Genomic DNA, 25,101 nt, shown 5'->3' on the forward strand with positions numbered 1-25,101 from the left:
TTCCGGCTTGGCCTGTGGGCCGTTGGCCTAGACCTCCAACACAATTTTGCCAATATGTGCCGAGGTCTCCATCCGCCGGTGCGCGTCGGATGCCTTTTCCAGCGGGAAAGTGCTGTCCATCAGCGGCTTGACCCGGCCTTCGCGCAAAAGCGGCATCACTTTCGCCTCGATCGCGGCCACCATCGCCGCCTTGTCCGCATTACTACGGGGGCGCAGCGTCGAGCCGGTATGGGTCAGGCGCTTCACCATCACCTTGGCGATGTTGACGGTGACCTTGGGCCCGTTGAGGGTCGCGATCTGCACGATGCGGCCGTCGAGCGCGGCGGCGTCATAGTTGCGATCGACATAGTCGCCGGCGACCATGTCGAGGATCAGATTGGCGCCGGCATTGTTGGTCTCCGCCTTGACCACGGCGACGAAGTCTTCCGTCTTGTAGTTGATGGCACGATCGGCGCCGAGCTTGAGGCAGGCATCGATCTTGTCCTGCGATCCCACGGTGACGATCACCTTGGCGCCGAACGCTTTTGCGAGCTGGATCGCCATGGTGCCGATACCGGAAGAGCCGCCATGGATCAGCAGCGTCTCGCCGGCCTTCAGGCCGCCGCGCTCGAACACGTTGTGCCAAACCGTCATCAGCGTTTCCGGCAGTGCGCCGGCTTCCTTGATCGAGAGCGACGGCGGCACGCTCATCGCCTGACCATCCTGGGCGATACAGTACTGCGCATAGCCGCCGCCGGCGACCAGCGACATCACCTTGTCGCCGATCTTGTGCCGCTTGGCGTTGCTGCCGACGGCCACCACTTCGCCGGCGATCTCGAGGCCGGGCAGGTCGCTGGCGCCGGGCGGCGGCGGATAGGCGCCGGAGCGCTGCGCGACGTCGGGCCGGTTGACGCCGGCGGCCTGCACCTTGACCAGGATCTCGTCGGGGCCGGGCTGCGGCAGCGCCCGCTGTTCCGGCACCAGCACTTCCGGTCCGCCGGGTTTCGAGATGGCGACCACGGTCATTTGCGCGGGCAGCTTGTCCATGATGTGTCCTTGAGCAAAGGTGCGGGATGGAACGAGGCCATTGCTTAGCCAGCGCGGTGCAGGCTTGCAACCGCCTCAGCCGCTTGTGATGCGAACGCAGGAGGAACAAGGATGGCGATGGAAGACGACGACCGTCCGCGCAAGAAGATCAGCCATGACATCGGACAGGATCTCTCACTCTTGTCAGTGGAGGAACTGACCGAGCGTATCGCGCTGCTCAAGGGCGAGATCGCAAGATTGGAAGAAGCCGCAACAAAGAAGCGCGCCTCGCGCGATGCGGCCAACAGCGTTTTCAAGAAGTAGGCATCGACGCTCCACTCTCGTGTCCCGGACGCGGTGCGTCACGCAGTGACGCTCCGCAGAGCCGGGACCCATGCGTCTCCAAACACGTCAGCTAAAGGCCCTGGGCCCCGGCTCAGCAGTGCAGCACCATAGCGTGTCGAAGACGCGCGTGAACGCGCTTCTGATGCCGCACTGCGTCCGGGGCACGAGAAGCCCACTCGGCCACTGACCGACATGGCTAACGAACCCTCAAGATAATCGCTCGTTTACTCCACATTAAGCTTTCGAGTTTATGACTTGGAACTGTCCTTGTTTGGACACCGAGTGGCTCCTGTCCACTCTGTTTGACGCCTCCCTGTTATCAACTTTCAAAGCCGCCGGTTTTCCGGCGGCTCTTTTTTTGTTTTGCGCCCAGCTCCCGCCTTTTTGCGTCTCGCCCCGGTTGAATTCCGGGCAAGGACCCGCGGAAACCATATCCGCGCTTGTCACTGGACTCGGCGTCTCGCCCGCGCAATGATTTGTTCATCATAAGCCGGCGCCAAGCCGGGCAGTCAGACAGTTGCGTAAGGGGCGTTAACCATGGAACGTTTGCAAGCCGAAGGCGCTCTCGTTCAACTCAGTGAGCGGTTCACCAATTCTGCGGCGTTCGGCGTCCTGTTCCGCGAGGGCATGGACCTGGTCGAGGAGACCGCGGCCTATCTCGATGGCGCCGGCCGTACCGAGGCCAAGGCGCTCGATCGCGCCGTCAGCCTCACCTATGCGACCGAGAGCATGCGCCTGACCACCCGCCTGATGCAGCTCGCCTCGTGGCTGCTGCTGCACCGCGCCGTGAAGGAAGGCGAGATGACGCTGGGCCAGGCCAATCGCGAAAAAACCAAGGTCAAGCTCTCCGCCGCCGATCCCGGCTCCACCGACACCATCGAGAAGCTGCCGTCGCAGCTCCAGGATTTGATCCATCGCTCGATGAGCCTCCAGACCCGCGTGCGTCGCCTGGACACCACCATCCACACCCCGCCGGTCGATCATTCCTCGATCGGCAATCCGCTGGTGCCGCATCTCAACGCGCTGAAGGCGGCGTTCGAGCGGTAGGGCCTCCGTCATTCCGGGGCGCGCGAAGCGCGAACCCGGAATCTCGAGATTCCGGGTTCGGCTCTCCGAGCCGCCCCGGAATGACAGCGATAGAAAACAAAAAACGCCCCCGGCTCTCCGGGGGCGTTTTCGTCTCCAGCCTCGAGGGGCCGGATCAATCCTTTTTGAGAAAGCCCGAAAACTTCTTCTGGAAGCGCGAGACGCGGCCGCCGCGATCCATCAGCTGGGCGTTGCCGCCGGTCCAGGCCGGGTGCGACTTGGGGTCGATGTCGAGGTTCAGCGTGTCGCCTTCCTTGCCCCAGGTGGAGCGGGTCAGGTACTCGGTTCCGTCGGTCATCACGACCTTAATCGTATGATAGTTCGGGTGAATTTCGGCTTTCATGGCAATTCCTCGGCGCCCCGGCGCCTCACTTGAGTGGCTATCGAATGACGGATTTGGCGCGGTCTATACCCCACGAGGCCCTGTAAAACAAGCCATTGCAGGGCCTTAGTAGGGGACCGGGCGGCCCCCTAAGGGACATCCCGGATTTGCCACTCCCGCTCGCCCGGCCTATCTGGAGCGGAGCACCTCTCTTTGTCTTTTGGTCGGATCTCATGAGCGCAGTTGAACGGCTTGAAACCGGGCCCGCGGAAGCCCCGTCGATCGAAGCCGACCTGATCGAGGCGCCGGCGAAGAGCCGCGCGAAGCTGCGGCCGCTGCTGGCGCTTGCGCCCTATGTGGCGCGCTATCGCGGCCGGGCGGCGCTGGCCTTTGTCGCGCTGACGATCGCGGCGCTGACCACCCTGCTGGTGCCGGTCGCGGTGCGCAGGATGATCGATTTCGGCCTGACGCCTGAAGGCATCGAGCTGATCAACAGCTACTTCTCGGTGATGATCGCGGTGGTCGCCGTGCTCGCGCTGGCGAGTGCTGCGCGCTACTACCTCGTGATGACGATCGGCGAGCGCATCGTCGCCGATCTCAGGCGCGACGTCTTCGCCCATCTGCTCTCGCTCTCGCCGGCCTTCTTCGATTCCGCGCGCAGCGGCGAGCTGGTGTCGCGCCTCACCGCCGACACCACCCAGATCAAATCCTCCGTCGGCGCCTCGGTCTCGATCGCGCTGCGCAATCTGATGATGTTCTTCGGTGCCGCGGCGATGATGGTGATCACCAGCCCGCGGCTGTCAGGCTTCGTGCTGCTGGCCATTCCCCTGATCGTGCTGCCGCTGGTCGCCTTCGGGCGCTGGGTGCGGCGGCTGTCGCGCAATGCGCAGGACACGCTGGCCGAGGCCTCCGCCTATGCGAGCGAGCTGGTCGGAGCGATCCGCACCGTGCAGGCCTATACCAGCGAGAGCCTCGCCGAGAGGCGCTTCGGCGGCGAGGTCGAGCAGGCCTATGAAGCCGCGCGCACGTCCACGCAGGCGCGTGCCGTGCTCACCGCCATCATCATCTTCATCGTGTTCGCAAGCGTGGTCGCGATTCTCTGGATCGGTTCGCACGACGTGCTGACCGGCACCATCACGCCGGGCCGACTCGGCCAGTTCGTGCTCTATGCGGCCTTTGCCGCGGCCGGCCTCGGCCAGCTCAGCGAGGTCTGGGGCGAGATCTCGGCGGCATCCGGCGCTGCCGAGCGCCTGTTCGAGATCCTGCATGTGCAGCCCGACATCACCGCGCCCACCTCGCCGCGCGCGCTGCCGGTGCCGGCGCGCGGCGAAGTCGGCTTCGACCACGTCAGCTTCGCCTATCCGGCGCGGCGCGACGTCAATGTGCTCGATGCCGTCTCGTTCACCGTGCGCCCCGGCGAGAAGGTTGCCATCGTCGGTCCGTCCGGCGCCGGCAAGAGCACGATCTTTCATCTGCTGTTGCGCTTCTACGATCCGCGCAGCGGCGCGATCTCGCTCGACGGCGTGCCGGTCAAATCCGCCGATCCCCGCGATTTCCGCTCGCGCATCGCGCTGGTACCGCAGGAATCGAATGTGTTCGCGGCCAGCGCCCGCGACAACATCCGCTTCGGCCGACCCGATGCCACCGACGCCGAGGTCGAGCGCGCGGCCGAGCTCGCGCACGCCGCCGAGTTCATCCGCCGCCTGCCCGAAGGTTTCGACACCCCGCTCGGCGAGCGCGGCGTGACGCTGTCAGGCGGCCAGCGCCAGCGCATCGCGATCGCACGCGCGATCCTGCGCGATGCACCGCTGCTGCTGCTGGACGAAGCCACCTCCGCGCTCGATGCCGAAAGCGAGACACTGGTGCAGACCGCGCTGGAAGAGCTGATGCGCCACCGCACCACGCTCGTCATCGCGCACCGCCTCGCCACCGTCCTGTCGTGCGACCGCATCCTGGTGATGGACCAGGGCCGGATCGTCGAGCAGGGCACGCATGCCGAGCTCGTGGCCGCGAACGGGCTCTATGCCAGGCTGGCGAGGTTGCAGTTCGAGGGGGCGTGAGGCGGAGTAGCCCGGACTGCTACCCCACTCACAGTGTCATCGCCCGCGAAGGCGGGCGCTGACAGCGAGATTGTTGCGAACACGTCCCTTAATCTCGTCATTGCGAGCGCAGCGAAGCAATCCAGACTGCCTCTCCGGAAAGATTCTGGATTGCTTCGTCGCAAGAGCTCCTCGCAATCACGTGTGGCGAGAGCGTCGCGCTACATGGTCTCCCTTCGTAGCCGGTCGATAGCGGATATTCGTCCATCTGATCGAGCGGTACGATCCGGATTGCCGCATCGCAAGGTCGGCCGGGCTGTTTCCTTCCCGGCTTTCGGTTCGGCCGGTCGGCGCCGTGACCCGCAACCACTTCAGCCAAGACAACTTTTCCACCGTGGGACCGTACCGCACCGCGCCGCTCTCGAACTGGCGGCTGAGCGTCGACTTGTTGACCCCGGTCTTTCCGGGCCGCCTCCGGCAAGAGGCCACTAGCGGACATCCAACAGAAGCCTCGAAATTTCGTCACGGAATTCTGGCCAAGCGCGCACAGCGTGAGCCCGCAACGAATTTTACCGAAGGTTGTTAGAGGCTCAAGCTATCTGATGTCGCTTCTATCCTGGCATGAGGCCCGACAGGAAGGGCACTTCGTCCAGCTTTAGCCCCCGAGCTCTTCGTCGATGAGATGGCGGTCGGCTTTCGTTCGGTCGAACTTCAAAAGGAAAAATGGCATGACGAAAAGCACCCTCGATCTGGCACGTGCCAGGCTAAAGGCATACGTCGATAAGGATCGGACAGCGATCGAAGCGCTTCTTGCGGATGATTATCACTTCTCAAGTCCAATCGACAATGAGTTGGATCGTGCGACTTATCTGCGCCGCTGCTGGCCGAACAGCGAAAAAACCAGTTCGTTCGATGAAGTTCTCGCGACCGAGGATGGAAACCGAGCAGTCATCGTCTATGAGGCAGCTGCTTCTGGAGGTCACAGGTTTCGCAATTGTGAGGTAACCACCGCTCACGGAGACAAGATCGTTCGGGTGGAAGTCTACTTTGGATGGGACATACCTCACAAAGCTACGAAGGGCGGCTTCATCGAAAAATGATGCGAGGGTCATGCTTGGCAGGATTGGGGGGCGAGGACGCGCTTTTTGCAAGGTCCCGAGTGCGATAACCGCCGCTGGCTTCCCCCGATAGACATCGGCTTCTGAGCCAAAGCAGTTTTCAAAGCTGCTCGAAGATCATCTGCCAGCCCTTTCGGGTGTCCATATATTCGCGAACCAGTTTGATGCGGTCGCCCGAAAGGACGAAGACGAAGCAATAGTCATTCTCGTAGGGCTTGCCTCCAGGAAGAGTGGCTCGCATCCGCTCCTCGACGACCACAGTGTCACCATCGGCATGAAGGCCCAGAAACGAGATCTCGACGTTCGAGAACAGATGATGCATTTCCGCGGCAATGAAGCGTGCGATTTGGTCCGCTCCGATCATGTGGTCGGTGTGCTTGAGAGCGACTGCGGTGGCATTTCCGGCCGGCGCGATCCATTCGGCATCGGGAGTAAACAGCTCCGCGATCAAGCTGGCATCACGGGTTTTGAAAGTCTTCCAGGCATTGATGACGATCTCTTTAGGATTCGTGCTGTTCATCTTTGTTTCTCCAAGTGCTCAGCGGATCTGGGCTCTCTTATAAGAAAAGCGCATCGACTCGCTGGCCGGAATCGGACCTGATCATCCCAAGGCTGTTCTTTTGGCGGCGGTCTACGGTAAAATGAGTCATGCTCAGTTTTGAGGTATGCAACACCGCGCGCTTGCAGCGCGATCCGCGCTATGACGGCCGTTTCTACACGGCAGTCAGGACCACGCGAATCTACTGCCGCCCCGTTTGCCCGGTGAAGCAGCCGTTGACCCGTAACGTGGCCTACTATCAAACTGCGGCGGCTGCCGAAGCTGCGGGATACCGGCCTTGCTTGCGTTGCCGTCCGGAGACCGCGCCCTTCTGTGCTGCGTGGAATGGCACGCGCTCGACAGTCGCGCGCGCCTTGAAATTGATCGATGGTGGCGCGTTGGACGACGGTTCGGTTGCTGCACTCGCCGATCAGCTCGGGGTAAGCTCGCGCCACCTTGCGCGTCTGTTCGAGCGCTATGTCGCGGCCAGCCCCCAGCAGGTAGCAAAGACCAGGCGTGTACAACGGGCGAAGCGCCTAATCGACGAGACAAATGATCAATTGGCCCAGATCGCCTACCGGGCCGGCTTTGGCAGCGTGCGCCGGTTCAACGCCGCCTTTCGTGAGCTCTATGGACGCTCCCCGTCCAGCATTCGCCACCGCCGCAAAGTATCCGCGTGAGACAGGCATCGCGAACGTTGGATTTGACAGCCTGCGCCCCTGAGCCGCGCGGATGAACCTTGCAGTTCCCCCGGATGTGGCGCCTAATCGAGTATCGCCGGCCAAAGGCTCGTCCGTAGGCGTCGGTGCCTGAGAGATGATTTGTGCTCCCGCCTCAACGGGAGTGCGCCTCATGGCCCCGCCATTCAGCAAAGAGACCCTCGAGCTTTTAGAGCGGGCGCAGCGAGCGATCGAGGAGTCGATCCGGCTTCGCGAAGACAGCCAACGCGCGATCACCCAAGCCGAAGGCTGGCAGTTCGATCTTGAACTCCGCTTGAGCCGAGAGTGCCTCGCGGCGAGTTACGCGACAGCGCCGCTCATCGACACTTCGGCGACAGCGCCGGCACATTCGGCCATGGCCAGTTCTTCCAGCTCCCGTCCTCACCGACGCAGGCCGATGGCCCAAGGCCATTCGTCGGAGCACTCGTCGTCTTGACCGGCGTGACGAGGCGCTGGTCGACATAGCTGGTCGAGACATATCCGGCGACGATGACGCCGAGCAGGACCGAAGACCCCTTGGCCAGATCGCTCAGTTTCATGGGGCATCTCCATCCGCTTGCCGGCGCAACTCCCGGGCACAACGACTAGCTGACCTCCCGGGATCCCGACGTGACGGGCGTCACGCCCGCCAGAATAAGATCGCCAGAATCTAAGGTTGCCACATCATCTTCAGCACCGGCCGGCCCGAGGTCGGGTTCACCTCGTCGCCGGCATGGGCAAAGCCGTTGCGCTCGTAGAAGCGGATGGCGCGGCTGTTGTCCTTGTTGACGAGCAGCGTCACCGCTGTCGGTGACAGGCGCTTGGCCTCATCCACCAGCAGCCGTGCCGCGTCCGAGCCCCAATGCGCGGGATCGACCACGAGCTGGTCGAGATAGCCGTCGCCGTCGATGGTGACGAAGCCGGTCAGCGCGGCGTCCTGCTCCGCGACCACGATGGAAGCCTTCGGCACCAGATCCTTGCGCCAGCGCTCGCGCCACCAGTCCAGGCGGGCCGCGAAGTCGATCTGCGGATAGGCCTGCTGCCAGGTGCGATGCCACAGCTCGATGGAGGCGGCCTCGTCCTCGGGACGGTAAGGGCGGAGGTGGAGGGCGCTCACTACCGCTCCGTCAGCTTCAGCTCGATGCGGCGGTTGCGCTTGTAGGCTTCCTCGGTGTTGGCGGTGTCGAGCGGCTGGAATTCGCCGAAGCCGGCGGCGACCAGGCGCTGGGCGGGCACGCCGAGCGAGATCAGGTACTGCACCACCGAGATCGAGCGGGCGGCCGAGAGGTCCCAGTTCGACTTGAAGTTCGGCCCGTTGACCGGGCGCACGTCGGTGTGGCCGTCGACGCGCAGCACCCAGGGGATCTCGTTCGGGATCTTCTTGTCGAGGTCGATCAGCGCGGTCGCCAGCGTGTCGAGCTCGGCGCGGCCTTCGGGCAGCAGCACCGCCTGTCCGGTGTCGAAGAACACTTCGGACTGGAACACGAAGCGGTCGCCGACGATGCGGATGTCGGGGCGGTTGCCGAGGATGGCGCGCAGGCGGCCGAAGAATTCCGAGCGATAGCGCGACAATTCCTGCACCCGCTGCGCCAGGGCGACATTCAGCCGAGAGCCCAGATCGGCAATTCGATTTTGCGATTCCTTGTCGCGCTTCTCGGAGACGTCGAGCGCTTCTTCCAGTGCCGCCAATTGCCGCCGCAGCGCGCTGATCTGCTGGTTCAGCACCTCGATCTGCGCCAGCGCGCGGGCCGAAACCGCCTTTTCGGAGTCCAACGCCTTGCCGAGTTCGGAGGTCTTGCCTTGCGCGTCGTTGCCAGCGGCGGCGAGCCCCTCATAGAGCCCCTTGATGCGGTCGCGCTCGCTCTCGGCCGAAGCGAGGCCGGCTTTCAGCGACGAGACCTGGTCGTCGAGCGTGAGCTTGCCGAGTTTCTCCAGCGACAGCAGCTCGTTGAGCTGCGCGATCTTGGCGTTGAGCAGCTCCAGGGCCTTGTCCTTGCCGGTGACCTCCTGTGACAGGAAGAACTGCACGACCAGGAACACCGACAGCAGGAACACGATCGACAGCACCAGCGTCGACAGCGCGTCGACGAAGCCGGGCCAGTAGTTGAAGGAGGTATCGCCGCGGCGGCCGCGCGCCAGTGCCATGTCGCTAACCCTTCTCGGGCTGACGCGCGATGCGCTCCAGCAGGCGCCGGATCTCGCGGTTCTGCTCGCCCTGGCCGTCGGCCCATTCGCGGATCATCTGCTGCTCGGTCCGCATGTGCGAGACCAGCGCCTGGATGGCTTCGGCAAGGCTCGCCATCGCCGCGGTGGTGCCGCGGCTGCCGCTGCCTTCCTCGAGCACCGAGCGCAAGCGCTCGACGACGGCCTGAAGCTCGCCGCTGGCAATGCCGCCGCCACCGCTGGCGGCGACAGCCACCTCGCCGTTGCCATATTCGCGCACGGTGGTGGCAAGCCAGTCTTCGAGATCGGTGTAGAAACGGTTCTGCGCCTGGCTCGATTGCAGGTCGAGGAAGCCCAGGATCAGCGAGCCGGCGAGGCCGAACAGCGAGCTCGAGAACGAAATGCCCATGCCGCCGAGCGGAGCGGCCAGCCCCTCCTTCAGCGTGTCGAACAGGGCGCCGGAATCGCCCCCGACCTTGAGCCCGTCGATCACCTTGCCGACCGAGCCGACCGTCTCGATCAGGCCCCAGAAGGTGCCGAGCAGGCCGAGGAACACCAGAAGCCCGGTCATGTAGCGGGAGATGTCGCGGGCCTCGTCCAGGCGGGTCGCGATCGAATCGAGCAGGTGCCGCATGGTGGTCTGGGTGATCGACATCCGCCCGGTGCGCTCGCCGCCGAGGATCATCGCCATCGGGGCCAGCAGCTTGGGGTGACGGGCCGGCGCAAGGCCCGGATCTGCAATGCGGAAATTGTTGACCCAGGAGACCTCGGGGTAGAGCCGGATCACCTGGCGGATGGCCAGGATGATGCCGATGAACAGCACGCCGCCGATCAGGGCATTGAGCCCGGGATTGGCGAAGAAGGCCTGGATGATCTGCTTGTAGAGCACCACCCCCACCAGGGCGCAGAGCACCAGAAAGACAAGCATCCGCACCAGAAAGACGCTGGGCGAGGATAGCTTGGTGTATTCGATGTCGAGGGAAGAGCGGGGCGAGGCGCCTGGCGGCATGGCCGGTATCATCCGTTAACTTGCTTGCGGGGCGCACTATGGCACAGCGCCAGCCCAAAAAAAGCGCCGGATGCGCCGATTTCGGGGAGAGCTGGGGAACCCAGAGTTGAAACGGGGCTTTGGTACGGACGTACTTTCCAAATCGTCGGCATTCCACAGCTTTTCCCCCTGCCGCCCAAAAGACGGAGTCGTCGCATGAGCGTCGTGTCCGCGATCCTCGGGACTGCCGAACGGGTGCCGCTGCCTGATGTCGTGATCCGCGCGGCGATCCAGCGCCTGTGCTCGCGCACGGTGTCCCGCCTGTCCGCGCTGGGCGGGGCCGACGATGCCGCCTTCGCCGGGCGGATGATGCTGCGGCCGATCGCCGAGGACCCGGATGTCGGCCATGACGAGGTGCCCGCTTCGTTCTTTGCGAAGGTGCTTGGTCCCAACCGCAAATACTCGTCCTGCTTCTACAAGACCGACGCGACCACCTTGCAAGAGGCCGAGGAGGAGGCGTTGCGCCAGACCGCCGAGCATGCCGCTCTCGCCGATGGTCAGATCATCCTCGAGCTCGGTTGCGGCTGGGGCTCGCTGTCGCTGTGGATGGCGCGGCAGTTTCCGCACGCCAAGGTGACGGCGGTGTCGAGCTCGCAGGCGCAGCGCGCCCATATCGAGGAAGAGGCGCGGCTGCGCGGTCTCCTCAACCTGCGCGTGGTCTGCGCGGACATCAACGTGTTCGCGCCCGAGGGCCAATTCGACCGCATCGTCTCGGTCGAGATGTTCGAGCACGTGATGAACTGGCGCAAGCTGATGACGCGCCTGCGATCATGGCTCGCGCCGGAGGGGCGGTTCTTCATGCACATCGTCGCCCATCGCTCCGGCTCTCACCTGTTCAACCGGGCCGATCGCGACGACTGGATCGCACAGCACGTCTTCGCTGGCGGGCTGATGCCGAGCCATCATCTCATCAGGCAGTTCGACGATCTCTTCGCGGTCGAGAAGGAATGGTGCTGGAGCGGCACGCATTATCAGCGCACCGCCAACGACTGGCTCGGGAATTTCGACACGCATCGCTGTTTCATCGAAGCGGCCTTGCGCAACATCCATGGCGAGGAGACAGGCCTGCGGATGCGACGCTGGCGCTGGTTCTTGCTCGCGACCTCGGGCCTGTTCGGCTACGCCGATGGAACCGAGTGGGGCGTCAGCCACTACCGCATGAAGGCGGCGGGGTAATTGCGCTGTTCCGTCGCAGCACGCCGCGAGGGAACTCGATTCACGATCCAGTGACTTATTAAAACACTCGTTTTTTGAACGGGATAGCTCGTGTGACAATGAGCCGCCCAAGCTCTCATTGCGTCGCAGCAAACACCGATTATTTTCCTTTTCAAATCAGACTGTCCGGAACTTCTTCGGAAGACCAGCGATAGAACGGGGCAACTACCCTTATGTCAGCACTTCACGCGCGATCCGCCTGCATGGCCATAATGCTCGCGGTCGCGGCACCGCTTCTTGCGGGCTGCGATGAATCAAACTCTGCGATCGTCCAGGCGCAACCGACCGAACCCGACGTGAGCATCGTGACCGTAAGGCCGCAGCCCCGCGCGGTCGTGCGGGAACTCCCTGGCCGAATCGCGCCGACGCGAGTCTCCGATGTTCGGCCCCGGGTTTCGGGTATCGTTGTTGAGCGCCTGTTCCACCAAGGCAGCGAAGTGAAAGCCGGCGATCCGCTCTACCGTATCGATCCGCGCCCGTTCGAGGTCGAGGTATCGGCCAACGAAGCCGCGCTCGCTAAAGCGGAGGCTGGGCTGATGCAGTCCCAGCAGCAGGCGCGCCGCATCGCCACGCTCACAGCCCAGCGCGCCGCGCCCGAAGCCGAGAACGAGAAGGCGATCGCGGCCGAGCGCCAGGCTCATGCCGAGGTCGAGGGCCGCAAGGCCGACCTTGCGCGGGCAAAGCTCAATCTCGATTATGCCACGGTGCGTGCGCCGATCGACGGCGTGGTCGGCGCCGCGCTGGTCAGCGAGGGCGCGCTCGTGGTCCAGAACGAGACTAACCTGGCCACCATTCAGCAGCTCGATCTGATCTACGCCGACTTCACCCAGTCGGTGAACGAGCTCCATCAGCTCCGCCGCGCCTTCGAGAGCGGCGATCTCGAACGTATTGCGCCCGGTGCGGTCAAGGTGCGTCTCGTGCTCGACGACAACACGATCTATCCGCTGAACGGCACGCTCCTGTTCTCCGATGCCAAGGTCGACGCCAACACCGGTCAGGTGACCTTGCGCGGTGAATTTCCCAATTCGAAGCGTGAATTGCTGCCTGGCATGTACGTTCGCGTACGAATCGAGCAGGGCATCGACAGCGACGCGATCGCGGTGCCGCAGCAGGCGATCCAGCGCAACGGCGGCGGCGGCAGCGAAGTCTTCGTCGTCAAGGACGATCACCGCGTCGCGGTGCAACCGGTGCGCATCGGTTCGGCGCAAGACGGCTTCTGGTTCGTCACCGAGGGCCTGAAGGCCGGTGACAGGGTCGTGGTGGAAGGCTTCCAGAAGTTCGCAGCTGGCGACAAGGTCAAGCCGCAATCCTGGGCCGAGGCCGAAGCCATCGTGGAAAGTCAACGCGCACAGATGATGCAGTAAAGCATCATGGCGAGCTTCTTCATCGACAGGCCGATCTTCGCCTGGGTCGTCGCGCTGTTCATCTGTCTGGTCGGCGCCATTTCGATTCCGCTGTTGCCGATCGCGCAATATCCGATCATCGCGCCGCCCTCGATCTCGATCTCGACCAGCTATCCCGGCGCCTCGCCCGAGAACCTCTACAACAGCGTCACGCGGCTGATCGAGGAGGAGCTCAACGGCGCCTCCGGCATCCTCAATTTCGAATCGACCAGCGACTCGCTCGGCCAGGTCGAGATCATCGCCAATTTCCAGCCGGGCACAAACACCAACGACGCCTCGGTGGAGGTGCAGAATCGCATCAAGCGGGTCGAGGCGCGCCTGCCGCGCGCGGTGATGCAACAGGGCATCCTGGTCGAGGAAGCCTCCAGTGCGGTGCTCCAGATCATCACGCTGAGCTCGACCGACGGCAGCCTGGACGAGGTCGGGCTCGGCGACTTCATGATCCGCAACGTGCTCGGTGAGATCCGCCGCATCCCCGGCGTCGGCCGCGCCACGCTTTATTCGACCGAACGTTCGCTGCGCGTCTGGGTCGATCCGGCCAAGCTGGTCGGTTATGGGCTGACCGCCGACGACGTCAACAAGGCCATTGCCGCGCAGAACGCGCAGGTCGCCTCGGGCAGCATCGGCGCAGAGCCGTCGACCTCGACCCAGCGCACCTCCGCGCTGGTGCTGGTCAAGGGCCAGCTCTCGTCCCCGGATGAATTCGGCACCATCATCCTGCGCGCCAATGCCGACGGCTCGACCGTGCGCCTGCGCGACGTCGCGCGCATCGAGGTCGGCGGCCTCAGCTACCAGTTCAACACCCGTCTCGACGGCAAGCCGACCGCCGGTCTTTCCGTGCTGATGTCGCCGACCGGCAACGCGCTGGCGACCGCGAGCGCCGTCGAAGAAAAGATGAAGGAGCTGTCGCGCTTCTTTCCGGCCAACATTTCGTACGAGATCCCCTACAACATCACGCCCGTGGTCGAGGCCTCGATCAAGAAGGTGCTGTCGACGCTGGTCGAAGCCGTGGTGCTGGTGTTCGTGGTGATGTTCCTGTTCCTGCAGAACATCCGCTACACCATCATTCCGACCATCGTGGTGCCGGTGGCGCTGCTGGGCGCCTGTACCATTCTGCTGCTCGCCGGCTACTCCATCAACATGCTCTCGATGTTCGGCATGGTGCTCGCCGTCGGCATCCTCGTCGACGATGCCATCGTCGTGGTCGAGAACGTCGAACGCATCATGAGCGAGGAGGGGCTGCCGCCGAAGGAGGCGACGCGCAAGGCGATGTCGCAGATATCGGGCGCCATCATTGGCATCACGCTGGTTCTGATGGCGGTGTTCGTGCCGATGGCGTTCTTCCCGGGCTCGGTCGGCATCATCTACCGCCAGTTCTCCGTGACCATGGTCGCCGCGATCGGCTTCTCCGCCTTCCTCGCGCTGTCGCTGACGCCGGCGCTGTGTGCGACGCTGCTCAAGCCCGTCGCTGCCGGCCACGGTCACGCCAAGAGGGGCGTGTTCGGCTGGTTCAACCGCATGCTCGACCGCAGCAAGGAGGGCTATTCCAGCACCGTCGGCTTCTCGCTGAAGCGCACGGGACGCTTGATGCTGGTCTATGTCGCGCTGCTCGCCGGCCTGTCATGGGCTTTCGTCAACCTGCCCGGCGGCTTCCTGCCCATCGACGACCAGGGTTTCGTCACCACCGACGTGCAGACGCCGTCGGATTCGTCCTATGGCCGGACCGAGGCGGTGATCGAGAAAGTGGAAAAATACCTGGCGCAGCGGCCCGGCGTCGACAACGTCACCTTTCTCACCGGCTTCAGCTTCTCCGGCCAGGGCATGAACACCGCGCAGGCCTTCATCACCCTGAAGGACTGGTCGGAGCGCGGGCCGAAGGACTCGGCTGCGGCGATCGTCAATGACATCAACCGCGATTTGTCGTCGTCGATCCGCGACGCAAAAATCTCCGCGCTGCAGCCGCCGCCGATCGACAATCTCGGCAACTCCTCGGGCTTCTCGTTCCGCCTCCAGGACCGCGGCCAGAAGGGCTATACGGCGTTGATGCGCGCCGCCGACCAGCTGATCGCGGAGGCCAATGCCAGCGCCGTGCTGCAGAAGGTCTATGTCGAAGGCCTGCCCGAGGCCGGCGTGGTCAATCTCGTGATCGACCGCGAGAAGGCCGGCGCCTTTGGCGTCACTTTCGAGGACATCAACAACACGATCTCGACCAATCTCGGCTCGAACTACATCAACGACTTCCCGAATCGCGGCCGCATGCAGCGCGTCGTGGTGCAGGCCGATGCCCGCGACCGCATGCGGACCGAGGACATCCTCAACTACAACGTCAAGAACAGCCGCGGCCAGCTGGTGCCGTTCTCGTCCTTTGCCACCGTGGAATGGGCGCGCGGACCGACGCAGATCGCCGGCTTCAACTATTATCCGGCGGTGCGCATCTCGGGCGAGGCGAAACCCGGCTTCACCTCGGGCGATGCCATCGCCGAGATGGAACGGCTCGCCGGCAAGCTGCCGCGCGGCTTCGGCTATGAATGGACCGGGCAGTCGCTGCAGGAAAAGCTGTCGGGCTCGCAGGCGCCGTTCCTGCTCGGGCTTTCGGTATTCGTGGTGTTCCTGTGTCTCGCGGCGCTGTACGAGAGCTGGACCATCCCGCTCGCGGTGCTGCTTACCGTGCCGCTCGGCATCGTCGGCGCGGTGGTTGCGGCGATGCTGCGCGGGCTGCCCAACGACGTCTATTTCACCGTGGGCCTGATCACCATCATCGGGTTGGCGGCCAAGGACGCGATCCTCATCATCGAGTTCGCCAAGGATCTGCGGAAAGAAGGCAAGCCGCTGGTGGACGCCACCATCGAGGCCTGCCGCCTGCGCTTCCGCCCGATCCTGATGACCGGCCTCGCCTTCATCTGCGGCGTGCTGCCGATGGCCATCGCCCATGGCGCCGGCGGCGCCAGCCAGCAGGCGCTCGGCAGCATCGTGATGGGCGGCATGATCGCGGTCGTGATCCTGGCGCTGCTGATGGTGCCGGTGTTCTTCGTCTCGGTGCAGCGCGTGCTGGGCGGCGATCGGGAGAAGGTGGCGGAGGGGACCGAGACGTACGGGCCGCCGGCGCCGGCAAGGGCCGGTCACTGAACCTATGGTTTGCAGATGGGGCAGCATCGATAGTGGGCTCCCTCTCCCGCTTGCGGGAGAGGGTTGGGGAGAGGGTGTCTCCACGTCGGGATTGCCGAGAATTGCGGAGGATGCCCCCGTGTGGTGAGAGCCCTCACCCGCCGCGCGGTCCTCGTGTCATCCATATGCGACTGCTGTGAACACCGGATCGGTCGGCTTGATTTCTCGGAGGCCTCAATCCAGACTGCATCCCTGGATTGAAACAACGTGTTCGCACCGCCCCGCGAATGCACAGGCGCCTGCCGATTGAGAGCATGTCATGCGTCCGACCGAAATTGCGATCTCGAACTATCGCTCCATTCGGCGGCTCTCCATACCCATCCATCCCTTGTCCGTGTTTGTCGGCGAAAATGGAGTCGGCAAATCCAATCTGTACAAGTCCCTGTCGCTGCTGCGCGACTCGGCGACCGGTCAGATCACCCGCACGATCGCCGATGAAGGCGGGTTGAATTCGGTCTGCTGGTCCGGCATACGCAAACGAGGCGAAGACGGTCGGCTGCGGCTGTCGGCCACATTCGACAGCATGAGCTATTCCATCGAGCTCGGGTTTCCGAGCCCGCTTCAGGCCGCGTTTTCCGGCGAGCCGATGATCAAGACCGAAATGATCGAAACGACGCGCGGCAAACGAACGGTCAAGCTGATGGAGCGCATCAATTCGCTCATCAGCGTCCGCGGCGAGAGCGGCGCCTGGAGCAGCCACAAGGATGCGGTGCTGCCGTCAGAGACCGCGCTTGCGGCTTTTTCCGATGGCAAGCAATGCCCGGAAATCGACCTGATCAGAAATGCGATGCTGGGCTGGCGATTCTATCATGACTTCCGCACTGATCCGGCGTCACCGATACGAAAGCCTTGTCTCGCAATCGCAACGCCCTCGCTCAGCGCCGATGGCATCGATCTGGCTGCCACCCTGGCGACCCTCTACGTCATTCGGGAAGACGCCAACGACCTGCAGGACGCGATCCAGGATGCATTCCCGGGCGCCGAACTCCGTGCATGGGAACAAAACGGCAGGTGTGAATTCGATCTGCAATTGCCGGATATGCCGCGGCCGTTCAGGGCTCATGAACTATCCGACGGGACGTTGAAATATATCTGCCTGCTCGCAGTGTTCATGGGTTACCGGCTGCCGCCGTTCATTGCGCTGAACGAACCCGAGACAAGCCTGCATCCGTCGTTGCTGGCGCCACTGGCCAGGCTCATCGCCAAGGCATCACGCCGCGCCGATATCTGGATTGTCACCCATTCGGAACAGCTGATGGACGCACTGCGAAGCGAGAGTTCGGTCCCGCTTCGCCGGGTGATCAAGTCGAAAGGCGCCACGGCCATCGAGGGCCTGACCATCGGCGGTGAATATCGCGACGAGGAAGAGGATGACGAGGACGAGGACGAGGACGAGGACGAGGATTCTTGAACGTCGCCGTCGAACTGCTGCGGCCTACTTCCGCAAAATCTTCACCAATTCCCCGTGCACGAATTCATTCCCGCACACGACATTGCCCGTCACCAGCGCATCGCCGGGCGTGTCGATGTCGGTGATCGTGCCGCCCGCCTCGCGCAGCATGATGATGCCCGCCGCGATGTCCCAGGATTGCAGATTGCGTTCCCAATAGCCGTCGAGGCGGCCGGCGGCGACGAAGGCGAGGTCGAGCGAGGCGGCGCCGAAGCGGCGCAGGCCGGCGACGCGCTCCTGCATCGCGGTCATCTCGCGGCGGAATTCCTCGTGGTCGCCGCGGCCGATATGGGGAAGGCCGCAGGCCACCACGCATTCGTTGAGCTGGCGGCGGCCGGCCACGCGCAGGCGTTGGTCGTTGAGGAAGGCGCCCTTGCCACGCTCGGCGATGTAGAGCTCGTCATTGGCGGGATTGTAGATCACGCCGGCGATGATGGTGCCTTCGCGCGAAAGCCCGATCGAGATCGCGAATTGCGGGATGCCGTGCAGGAAGTTGGTGGTGCCGTCGAGCGGATCGACGATCCAGGTGTGGCTCTTGTCGGAGCCCTCGCGCGTGCCGCCTTCCTCGCCGATGAAGCCGTAGCCGGGCCGGGCCTTGGCGAGGTCCTGGTAGAGAATCTCCTCGGCGCGCTTGTCGGCCAGTGAGACGAAGTTGGCCGGCCCCTTCAGCGAGACCTGGAGATGCTCGATCTCGCCGAGATCGCGCTTGAGGCTGCGGCCGGCGCGGCGCGCGGCCTTGACCATGACGTTGATAGTTGCGGAATACAGCATGAGCTTCCGGTCTTGATCGGGGGAAATGGCGCGAAATCGCGCGTGTTTGAGGGATGGGGTGCCCTGCGAGGGGCCTAAGGTCAAGTCATTTGGTCCCGAGCCATTTCCTGGCGGCGGCCTCGGCCTTGGCCCGGTCCTCGGCCGGCAGATCGGACAATTGCTTGTCCAGCTCCGGATCGCCCTTGCCGGCGGTCTTGGCCACCAGGTGCCATTTGAAGCCCTCGACCTTGTCCACGGCCGTGCCCATGCCGTTGATCAGCACCCAGGCCAGCCGGTTCTGCGCGATCGCGCTGCCCTGTCGGGACGCCTTGCGGAGCAGGGCTACGGCCGCCGGCTGGTTCTTCGGCGTGCCGGTGCCGTTGAACAGCGCGATGGCGTATTCGACCTCGGCATCGACATTGTCGGTCAGCGTGGCGACCTGGAGCAGACGCACCGCCCGTTCCAGGTCTTTCGGAACGCCGGTGCCTTCCTTGTAGAAGGTCGCGAGCGCGTATTGCGCCTCCGGCAGGCCGGCATCAGCCGCCTGGCGCAGCAGCTCGGCGGAGCGCTTGACGTCCTGCGGCAGGGTCTGGCCGTCGAGATAGAGCAGCGCGAGATTATAGGCCGCCTTGGGCTCGCCGAGCTTGGCGGCGGACGCCATCAGCTTGACCGCCTCGTTCTTGTCGACCGGGCCGCCGCGGCCGGTCATCCTGAGCATGGCGAGCGCGAACATCGCCTCTCGGTCGCCGGCATCAGATGCGCGCTTGTACCATTGCAGCGCCTTGGCGTAGTCGCGCCGGATGCCCATGGCGTTGGAATAGAGCTCACCCAGCATGGTCATCGCCTTGGCATCGCCGGTCTCGGCACGGGCGGTGGCGAGTTCGAAGGCGGTCTTGTACTGGCCGCGCTGATAGGCGCCGTACACCAGATCGACGTTGGGATTGTCGGTCGGAGGCGCCGGAATCACGGTCGCCGCTGGTGCAGGCTTTGGGGACGCTGAAGGTTTGGGGGAGGCTGACGGTTTGGGTGCCGGCGCCGCTTCCTTCTTCTTGGTGATGGTGTGCGGCGTGGCCTTCGGCTTGTCCTTGGTTTTCTCGGCCGAAGGGTTCGGCGTTGCCACGGGCGGCGTGATCTGGAGCTGCGCGGCCGCGGGCACTGTGAGCAGCAGCGTGGCCAGGATGGTGATGCGCGGGAGCTTCATGTCGGGCACTAGCCGTGCTCTTGACCCGCAGGATTTTGGCCCGCAAGCGCAGTCGCATGGGCCTTCTTGATCGCAGCGTCGATCTCGACCAGCGCGGCCTTGGGTCCGCGCGGATCGGCCCAGATGAAGTCGTCCACCAGCACGAAATCGGCGCCGTTGGCGGCGAATTCGTGGGCCTCTTCCAGCGACATGGCAAAGCCGACGCAGGGCGGCTCGAACAGCTCGGCCCACCAGTCCAGCCGCTCGGCGATCGCTTGCGACGACGGCCGCTGGCCCTTTGCGTCGGGCTCGCCGAACAGCAAATAATCCGCGCCGATCTCGCCCGCATCCATCGAATGGTGCCGCGTCGTCAGCCCGCCGACTCCGGCGATGCGATCGGGCTTGAGCGATGGCAGCGCCTCTTTCAGCGCGGCGATGCCGGGCAGGTGCGCGCCGTCGGCGCCGCCGCGCGCGACGAGCTCAGGATGGCCGTCGACGAGCAGCGCGGCGCCCGCTTTCTGAACCGGCGGCGCGAGCGCCTTGATCCGCGAGATCATGGTGCGCTGATCGGTTTCCTTCAGCCGCAACAGCACGGCCGCCACATCGGCGGCGGCGAGCAGGCCGGGCAGCTCGGCCAGAAGCGAAGCGGGATCGTCGACGACGGGCGTCGCGAGATAAAGGCGCGGCGCCGGGCGCGGCGGAGGAGATTTGTTCGACAAGATCTAGGCCGCTTTCTGTTCCAGGCTGCTTTGCCATTCGCCTTTGGAGGCGAGACCGTTCATGCGCGCGCGGTGACTGAATGCGTTTTGTCCGGCCGCGACGTTCTCGGCCTTGCCCGACCAGGCCTTCTGCGGCGCGGCCTGGAGTGCGCGACCGTAGGAGAAGGTCAGGCCCCAGGGCAGCGGGCCGAGCTTGTGCATGGCGTTGAGATGCGCCGTTGCCTCTTCATCCGACTGGCCGCCGGAGAGGAAGGCGATGCCGGGCACCGCCGCGGGCACGCATGCCCTGAGCAGCCGTATCGTCTTCTCCGCGACCTCCCCGACGGAAGCCTGCTTCGCGGATTTCTTGCCGGAGATGGCCATGTTCGGCTTCAGCACCATGCCCTCGAGCGCGACGCGCTGCACGCGCAATTCCTGAAACGTCTTGTTGAGCACACGGCTCGTCACCTCATAGCAGCGATCGATGTCGTGGTCGCCGTCCATCAGCACTTCGGGCTCGACGATCGGCACGATCTGCGCGGCCTGGCACAGCGCTGCGTAGCGCGCCAGCGCGTGGGCGTTGACGCTGATCGCGGTCATCGAGGGAATGCCGCTGCCGATGTCGATCACCGCGCGCCATTTGGCGAAGCGTGCGCCGCGCTCGTAATATTTCTTCAGCCGTTCGGCGAGCTTGTCGAGCCCGACGGTGACGAGCTCTCCCGGGCACATCGGCAGGGGTTGCGTGCCCTCGTCGACCTTGATGCCGGGAATGGCGCCGCTGCTCTCGATCAGCTTGACCAGGGGCGTGCCGTCCTTTGCGTTCTGCCAGATCGTCTCGTCGTAGAGGATGACGCCGGAGATATAGCGGCTCATGGCTTCGTTCGAGCGGAACAGCATCTCGCGATAGTCGCGGCGGTTCTCCTCGGTCGATTCCACGCCGATCGCGTCGAAACGCTTCTTGATGGTGCCGGAGGATTCGTCGGCGGCAAGGATGCCCTTGCCGGGCGCGACCATGGCAGTCGCGATCCTGTTGAGCTCAGTCAGATTCATCGAGATGTCCTCCCAAAACGATTCTGCCCTTGCCGGTGAAAATAGACCGTTCTCGGGCAAATGCCGAGTTAACGTTCGTCGCAGGGTAAGGGGGGAGGGGGCCTGTTACCTCGCCCCGCTTGCGGGGAGAGGTCGGATTTTACGCGCCGCGTAAAATCCGGGTGAGGGGGTACAGGTCTATTGATAGGGCACAACTCGCGGAGCGAGCCCCTCACCCCAACCCTCTCCCCATAAGAACGGGGAGAGGGAGGGATAGATCACGCCACCTTCGGGGCGAGCTCGCCCTTGGCGTAGCGCTTGGCCATCTCGGCCGTGGTCAGCACCTTCTTGATCTTGGAGGCTTGGCCGGCGGTATTGAATTCCTGGAGCCGCTGCTTGCACAGCTTGGTCATCGCTTCCATCGCGGGCTTCAGGTATTTGCGCGGGTCGAACTCTTCCGGATTGTCCTTGAGCACCTTCCGGATCTGGCCGGTCATCGCCATGCGGTTGTCGGTGTCGATGTTGATCTTGCGCACGCCGTTCTTGATGCCGCGCTGGATCTCGGCAACAGGCACGCCCCAGGTCGGCTTCATCTTGCCGCCATAGGCGTTGATGATGTCCTGGAGGTCCTGCGGCACCGACGAGGAGCCGTGCATGACGAGATGCATGTTCGGCAGCTTGCGGTGGATCTCCTCGATCACGTTCATGGCGAGGATGTCACCGTCGGGCTTGCGGGTGAATTTGTAAGCACCGTGAGACGTCCCCATCGCGATCGCGAGCGCGTCGACCTGGGTCTCCTGCACGAACTTCACGGCTTCATCCGGATTGGTCAGGAGCTGGTCGTGGCTGAGCTTGCCCTCGGCGCCGTGGCCGTCTTCCTTGTCGCCCATGCCGGTCTCGAGCGAGCCGAGCACGCCGAGCTCGCCCTCGACCGAGATGCCGCCGAGATGGGCCATGTCGGTCACGGTCTTGGTCACGCCGACATTGTAGCCCCAGTCGCCGGGGGTCTTGCCGTCGGCCTTGAGCGAGCCGTCCATCATCACCGAGGTGAAGCCGGCCTGGATCGCGGTCATGCAGGTTGCCGGCTCGTTGCCGTGGTCGAGATGCACGCAGACCGGAATGTGCGGATAAATCTCGGTCACCGCGTCCATCATGTGCTTGAGCATGACGTCGTTGGCGTAGGAGCGCGCACCGCGCGAGGCCTGGATGATGACGGGCGCGTCGACCTGGTTGGCCGCGTCCATGATCGCCAGTGCCTGCTCCATGTTGTTGATGTTGAAGGCCGGGACGCCGTAATCGTTCTCCGCCGCATGGTCGAGCAATTGACGCAACGTGATCCGAGCCATCTGTGTTTTTCTCCCGTTTGGGCCTGCTAGGCCACTGCTTGAACGCGGCTGACGACTTGCCGACCGATTACTTGGTGCGCAGAACTTCGACGCCGGGCAGGGGCTTGCCTTCCATCCATTCAAGAAATGCGCCACCGGCGGTCGAGACATAGGTGAACTGACCGGCCACATGCGCCTGGTTGAGGGCCGCGACGGTGTCGCCGCCGCCCGCGATCGAGATCAGCTTCTTGGCCTTGGTGCGCTCGGCGGCATGCTTGGCGGCGGACATCGTGCCGCGGTCGAACGGCTGCATTTCGAACGCACCGAGCGGTCCGTTCCAGACCAGCGTCGCCGCATCGTCGATCGCGGCGTGCACACGTGCGATCGATTGCGGACCGACGTCGAGGATCATGCCGTCGGCCGGGATCGCGTCGAGGCCATAGGCGTGCGACGGCGCGTTGGCCGCGAAATGATAGGCGACGGTGGCGTCGACCGGCAGGATGATGGCGCAGTTGGCGGCTTCCGCCTTTTCCATGATGCGCAGCGCGGTCGCGGCGAGATCCTTCTCGGCCAGCGACTTGCCGATGCCGACGCCCTGGGCGTGCAGGAAGGTGTTGGCCATGCCGCCGCCGATCACGAGCGCGTCGACCTTGGTCACGAGGTTTTCGAGCAGGTCGATCTTGGTCGAGACCTTGGCGCCGCCGATGATCGCGATGACGGGCTTGGTCGGTGAGCCCAGCGCCTTCTCCAGCGCAACCAGCTCGGCCTGCATCGTGCGGCCGGCATAGGCGGGCAGCTTGTGGCCGAGGCCTTCGGTCGAGGCATGGGCGCGGTGCGCGGCCGAGAACGCGTCATTGACCCAGATGTCGCCGAGTTTTGCGAGCTCCGCGACAAAGGCGGGATCGTTCTTCTCTTCCTCTTTGTGGAAGCGGGTATTTTCCAGACAGAGAATGTCGCCATCCTTCAAGCCGGCAACGGCCGTGGCCGCGGGCTCGCCGATGCAGTCGTCGGCGAAGGCGACGGGCTTCTTCACGACCTTGGCGAGCGCCTCGGCCACGGGCTTGAGCGAGTCCTTGGCATCGCGCCCTTTCGGCCGGCCGAAATGCGCGAGCAGGATGACCTTGCCGCCCTTGTCCGAGATTTCGGTGATGGTCGGCGCGACGCGCTCGAGCCGGGTCGCGTCGCTGACGCGCCCGTTCTCCATGGGCACGTTGAGATCCACGCGCAGCAGCACGCGTTTGCCCTTCACGTCGACGTCGTCGAGGGTGCGGAATTTGTCGGTCATCTCTGGCTCTCTCGTCCCGGGCGCGGCGCAGCGCGAAGCGGTGCGCTGCAGAACCGGGACCCACATGCAGCGAGTCCCGCGGCTGAATGGGTCCCGGCTCTGCGGAGCAACGCTTCGGCGCTGCACCGCGTCCGGGACACGAGACCTTGCTTAGATCACCTTCGCCATCGCGACGGCGGTATCCGCCATGCGATTCGAGAAACCCCACTCGTTGTCGTACCAGGACATCACGCGCACCAGCGTGCCGTTCTGCACCTTGGTCTGGTCCATGTGGAACGTCGAGGAGTGCGGGTCGTGGTTGAAGTCGATCGAGACGTTCGGCGCGGTGGTGTAGCCGAGGATGCCCTTGAGCTGCTGCTCGGAGGCACGCTTCATCGCCTCGTTGATTTCCTTCGGATCGGTGGCGCGCTTCGCCACGATCTTGAGGTCGACGACCGAGACGTTCGGGGTCGGCACGCGGATCGCGACGCCGTCGAGCTTGCCCTTGAGTTCCGGCAGCACGAGGCCGATCGCCTTGGCGGCGCCGGTCGAGGTCGGGATCATCGACATCGCAGCCGCGCGGCCGCGATAGAGATCCTTGTGCATGGTGTCGAGCGTCGGCTGGTCGCCGGTGTAGGCGTGGATCGTGGTCATGAAGCCGGTCTCGATGCCGACGAGGTCGTTCAGCACCTTGGCGATCGGCGCAAGACAGTTGGTGGTGCAGGAGCCGTTGGAGACGACCAGATGTTCCCGGGTCAGCGTGTCGTGGTTGACGCCGAAGACGATGGTGGCGTCGGCGCCGTCGGCGGGCGCGGAGACCAGCACGCGCTTGGCGCCGGCGGTCAGATGCGCGGAGGCCTTGTCCTTCGAGGTGAAGATGCCGGTGCATTCCATCGCGATGTCGATGCCGAGATCCTTCCAGGGCAGCTTCGAGGGATCGCGCTCGGCGGTCACCTTGATCTTGTTGCCGCCGAGGCTGATCGTGTCGCCATCGACGGTCACGGTGCCGGGGAAGCGGCCATGAACGCTGTCGAAGCGAAGCAGATGCGCATTGGTCTCGACCGGGCCGAGGTCGTTGATGCCGACGACCTCGATGTCCTTGCGGCCGGACTCGGCAATGGCCCGCAGGATGTTGCGGCCGATGCGGCCAAAACCGTTGATTCCGACGCGGACTGCCATGTTTCGTCTCCTTCAATGACCGTTGTCATCCCGCACAACGCGCTAGCGCGCCTGCGAGGGTTTTTTTAGGGCGGACGCCCG

General features: G+C 64.3%; 23 protein-coding genes. 9 read left to right on the forward strand and 14 right to left on the reverse strand.

Annotated features, from left to right (window positions below; all coding sequences use genetic code 11):
• Window positions 1-27: 27 nt before the first annotated feature.
• The gene (locus tag BRA471DRAFT_RS06220) at window positions 28-1,026 is read right to left on the reverse strand and encodes an NAD(P)H-quinone oxidoreductase (RefSeq protein WP_007605500.1); all 999 of its coding nucleotides are present in this window, start codon (window positions 1,024-1,026) and stop codon (window positions 28-30) included.
• A 111-nt stretch (window positions 1,027-1,137) separates the two neighbouring features.
• Here BRA471DRAFT_RS06220 and BRA471DRAFT_RS06225 point away from each other — a divergent pair, with 111 nt between their 5' ends.
• Window positions 1,138-1,329, forward strand: a complete 192-nt coding sequence (locus tag BRA471DRAFT_RS06225) for a DUF1192 domain-containing protein (protein ID WP_007605502.1) — start codon at window positions 1,138-1,140, stop codon at window positions 1,327-1,329.
• Window positions 1,330-1,887: 558 nt separating this feature from the next.
• Window positions 1,888-2,397 carry a DUF1465 family protein gene (locus BRA471DRAFT_RS06230; protein WP_007605503.1) on the forward strand — a complete coding sequence of 170 codons (510 nt, stop codon included), beginning with the start codon at window positions 1,888-1,890 and terminating at the stop codon, window positions 2,395-2,397.
• A 154-nt stretch (window positions 2,398-2,551) separates the two neighbouring features.
• Here the strand turns inward: BRA471DRAFT_RS06230 and rpmE are convergent, their stop codons facing one another.
• A complete protein-coding gene (rpmE, locus tag BRA471DRAFT_RS06235) occupies window positions 2,552-2,779 on the reverse strand; it encodes a 50S ribosomal protein L31 (protein ID WP_007599895.1) in 228 nt (75 codons plus the stop codon).
• Between the two features lie 212 nt (window positions 2,780-2,991).
• Between rpmE and BRA471DRAFT_RS06240 the strand changes: the two genes are divergently transcribed.
• Both BRA471DRAFT_RS06240 and BRA471DRAFT_RS06245 read left to right on the forward strand, forming a co-directional pair.
• Complete coding sequence (locus BRA471DRAFT_RS06240) at window positions 2,992-4,818, forward strand: ABC transporter ATP-binding protein/permease (protein WP_007605505.1); 1,827 nt, start codon at window positions 2,992-2,994, stop codon at window positions 4,816-4,818.
• Between the two features lie 707 nt (window positions 4,819-5,525).
• A complete protein-coding gene (locus BRA471DRAFT_RS06245) occupies window positions 5,526-5,897 on the forward strand; it encodes a nuclear transport factor 2 family protein (protein ID WP_007605508.1) in 372 nt (123 codons plus the stop codon).
• Window positions 5,898-6,015: 118 nt separating this feature from the next.
• On the opposite strand, the gene BRA471DRAFT_RS06250 is transcribed toward BRA471DRAFT_RS06245, so the two are convergent.
• On the reverse strand, window positions 6,016-6,435 hold the full coding sequence (locus tag BRA471DRAFT_RS06250; RefSeq protein WP_007605514.1) for a nuclear transport factor 2 family protein: 420 nt from the start codon (window positions 6,433-6,435) through the stop codon (window positions 6,016-6,018).
• A gap of 128 nt (window positions 6,436-6,563) precedes the next feature.
• Here BRA471DRAFT_RS06250 and BRA471DRAFT_RS06255 point away from each other — a divergent pair, with 128 nt between their 5' ends.
• Entirely contained in the window at window positions 6,564-7,133 is a 570-nt protein-coding gene (locus tag BRA471DRAFT_RS06255; RefSeq protein WP_007605515.1) for an Ada metal-binding domain-containing protein, read from the forward strand.
• Window positions 7,134-7,489: 356 nt separating this feature from the next.
• On the opposite strand, the gene BRA471DRAFT_RS06260 is transcribed toward BRA471DRAFT_RS06255, so the two are convergent.
• The 4 genes from BRA471DRAFT_RS06260 to BRA471DRAFT_RS06275 form a co-directional block, all read right to left on the reverse strand.
• Window positions 7,490-7,711: a hypothetical protein gene (locus BRA471DRAFT_RS06260; RefSeq protein WP_007605516.1), complete on the reverse strand. Its 222-nt coding sequence runs from the start codon at window positions 7,709-7,711 to the stop codon at window positions 7,490-7,492.
• 110 nt (window positions 7,712-7,821) lie between these two features.
• The gene (locus BRA471DRAFT_RS06265) at window positions 7,822-8,268 is read right to left on the reverse strand and encodes a GNAT family N-acetyltransferase (protein ID WP_007605517.1); all 447 of its coding nucleotides are present in this window, start codon (window positions 8,266-8,268) and stop codon (window positions 7,822-7,824) included.
• Window positions 8,268-9,296 carry a peptidoglycan -binding protein gene (locus BRA471DRAFT_RS06270; protein WP_007605518.1) on the reverse strand — a complete coding sequence of 343 codons (1,029 nt, stop codon included), beginning with the start codon at window positions 9,294-9,296 and terminating at the stop codon, window positions 8,268-8,270. The genes BRA471DRAFT_RS06265 and BRA471DRAFT_RS06270 overlap by 1 nt, the downstream gene beginning before the upstream one ends.
• 4 nt (window positions 9,297-9,300) lie before the next feature.
• The gene (locus tag BRA471DRAFT_RS06275; RefSeq protein ID WP_007605519.1) at window positions 9,301-10,323 is read right to left on the reverse strand and encodes a hypothetical protein; all 1,023 of its coding nucleotides are present in this window, start codon (window positions 10,321-10,323) and stop codon (window positions 9,301-9,303) included.
• A 195-nt stretch (window positions 10,324-10,518) separates the two neighbouring features.
• Here BRA471DRAFT_RS06275 and BRA471DRAFT_RS06280 point away from each other — a divergent pair, with 195 nt between their 5' ends.
• The 4 genes from BRA471DRAFT_RS06280 (at window position 10,519) to BRA471DRAFT_RS06295 (ending at window position 17,556) form a co-directional block, all read left to right on the forward strand.
• Window positions 10,519-11,538: a cyclopropane-fatty-acyl-phospholipid synthase family protein gene (locus BRA471DRAFT_RS06280; RefSeq protein WP_007605520.1), complete on the forward strand. Its 1,020-nt coding sequence runs from the start codon at window positions 10,519-10,521 to the stop codon at window positions 11,536-11,538.
• A gap of 212 nt (window positions 11,539-11,750) precedes the next feature.
• A complete protein-coding gene (locus BRA471DRAFT_RS06285; RefSeq protein WP_088930948.1) occupies window positions 11,751-12,941 on the forward strand; it encodes an efflux RND transporter periplasmic adaptor subunit in 1,191 nt (396 codons plus the stop codon).
• 6 nt (window positions 12,942-12,947) lie between these two features.
• A complete protein-coding gene (locus BRA471DRAFT_RS06290) occupies window positions 12,948-16,106 on the forward strand; it encodes a multidrug efflux RND transporter permease subunit (protein WP_007605522.1) in 3,159 nt (1,052 codons plus the stop codon).
• A 298-nt stretch (window positions 16,107-16,404) separates the two neighbouring features.
• Window positions 16,405-17,556, forward strand: a complete 1,152-nt coding sequence (locus BRA471DRAFT_RS06295; RefSeq protein WP_007605523.1) for an AAA family ATPase — start codon at window positions 16,405-16,407, stop codon at window positions 17,554-17,556.
• Between the two features lie 24 nt (window positions 17,557-17,580).
• On the opposite strand, the gene BRA471DRAFT_RS06300 is transcribed toward BRA471DRAFT_RS06295, so the two are convergent.
• The 7 genes from BRA471DRAFT_RS06300 to gap form a co-directional block, all read right to left on the reverse strand.
• Window positions 17,581-18,366 (reverse strand): inositol monophosphatase family protein, encoded by a 786-nt coding sequence (locus BRA471DRAFT_RS06300; RefSeq protein ID WP_007605524.1) that lies wholly within the window; start codon window positions 18,364-18,366, stop codon window positions 17,581-17,583.
• 85 nt (window positions 18,367-18,451) lie between these two features.
• Window positions 18,452-19,546, reverse strand: coding sequence for a tetratricopeptide repeat protein (locus BRA471DRAFT_RS06305; RefSeq protein WP_007605525.1), 1,095 nt, complete (start codon window positions 19,544-19,546; stop codon window positions 18,452-18,454).
• Window positions 19,547-19,554: 8 nt separating this feature from the next.
• Entirely contained in the window at window positions 19,555-20,244 is a 690-nt protein-coding gene (locus BRA471DRAFT_RS06310; RefSeq protein ID WP_007605526.1) for a thiamine phosphate synthase, read from the reverse strand.
• Between the two features lie 3 nt (window positions 20,245-20,247).
• Window positions 20,248-21,273: a class I fructose-bisphosphate aldolase gene (locus BRA471DRAFT_RS06315; protein WP_007605527.1), complete on the reverse strand. Its 1,026-nt coding sequence runs from the start codon at window positions 21,271-21,273 to the stop codon at window positions 20,248-20,250.
• Window positions 21,274-21,530: 257 nt separating this feature from the next.
• Window positions 21,531-22,598 (reverse strand): class II fructose-bisphosphate aldolase, encoded by a 1,068-nt coding sequence (fba, locus tag BRA471DRAFT_RS06320; protein WP_007599942.1) that lies wholly within the window; start codon window positions 22,596-22,598, stop codon window positions 21,531-21,533.
• Between the two features lie 67 nt (window positions 22,599-22,665).
• Complete coding sequence (pgk, locus tag BRA471DRAFT_RS06325) at window positions 22,666-23,862, reverse strand: phosphoglycerate kinase (protein WP_035973567.1); 1,197 nt, start codon at window positions 23,860-23,862, stop codon at window positions 22,666-22,668.
• Window positions 23,863-24,012: 150 nt separating this feature from the next.
• Window positions 24,013-25,020 (reverse strand): type I glyceraldehyde-3-phosphate dehydrogenase, encoded by a 1,008-nt coding sequence (gene gap, locus BRA471DRAFT_RS06330; protein WP_007599946.1) that lies wholly within the window; start codon window positions 25,018-25,020, stop codon window positions 24,013-24,015.
• Between the last annotated feature and the right edge of the window lie 81 nt (window positions 25,021-25,101).

Source organism: Bradyrhizobium sp. WSM471, from assembly GCF_000244915.1.
Classification (GTDB): Bacteria; Pseudomonadota; Alphaproteobacteria; order Rhizobiales; family Xanthobacteraceae; genus Bradyrhizobium.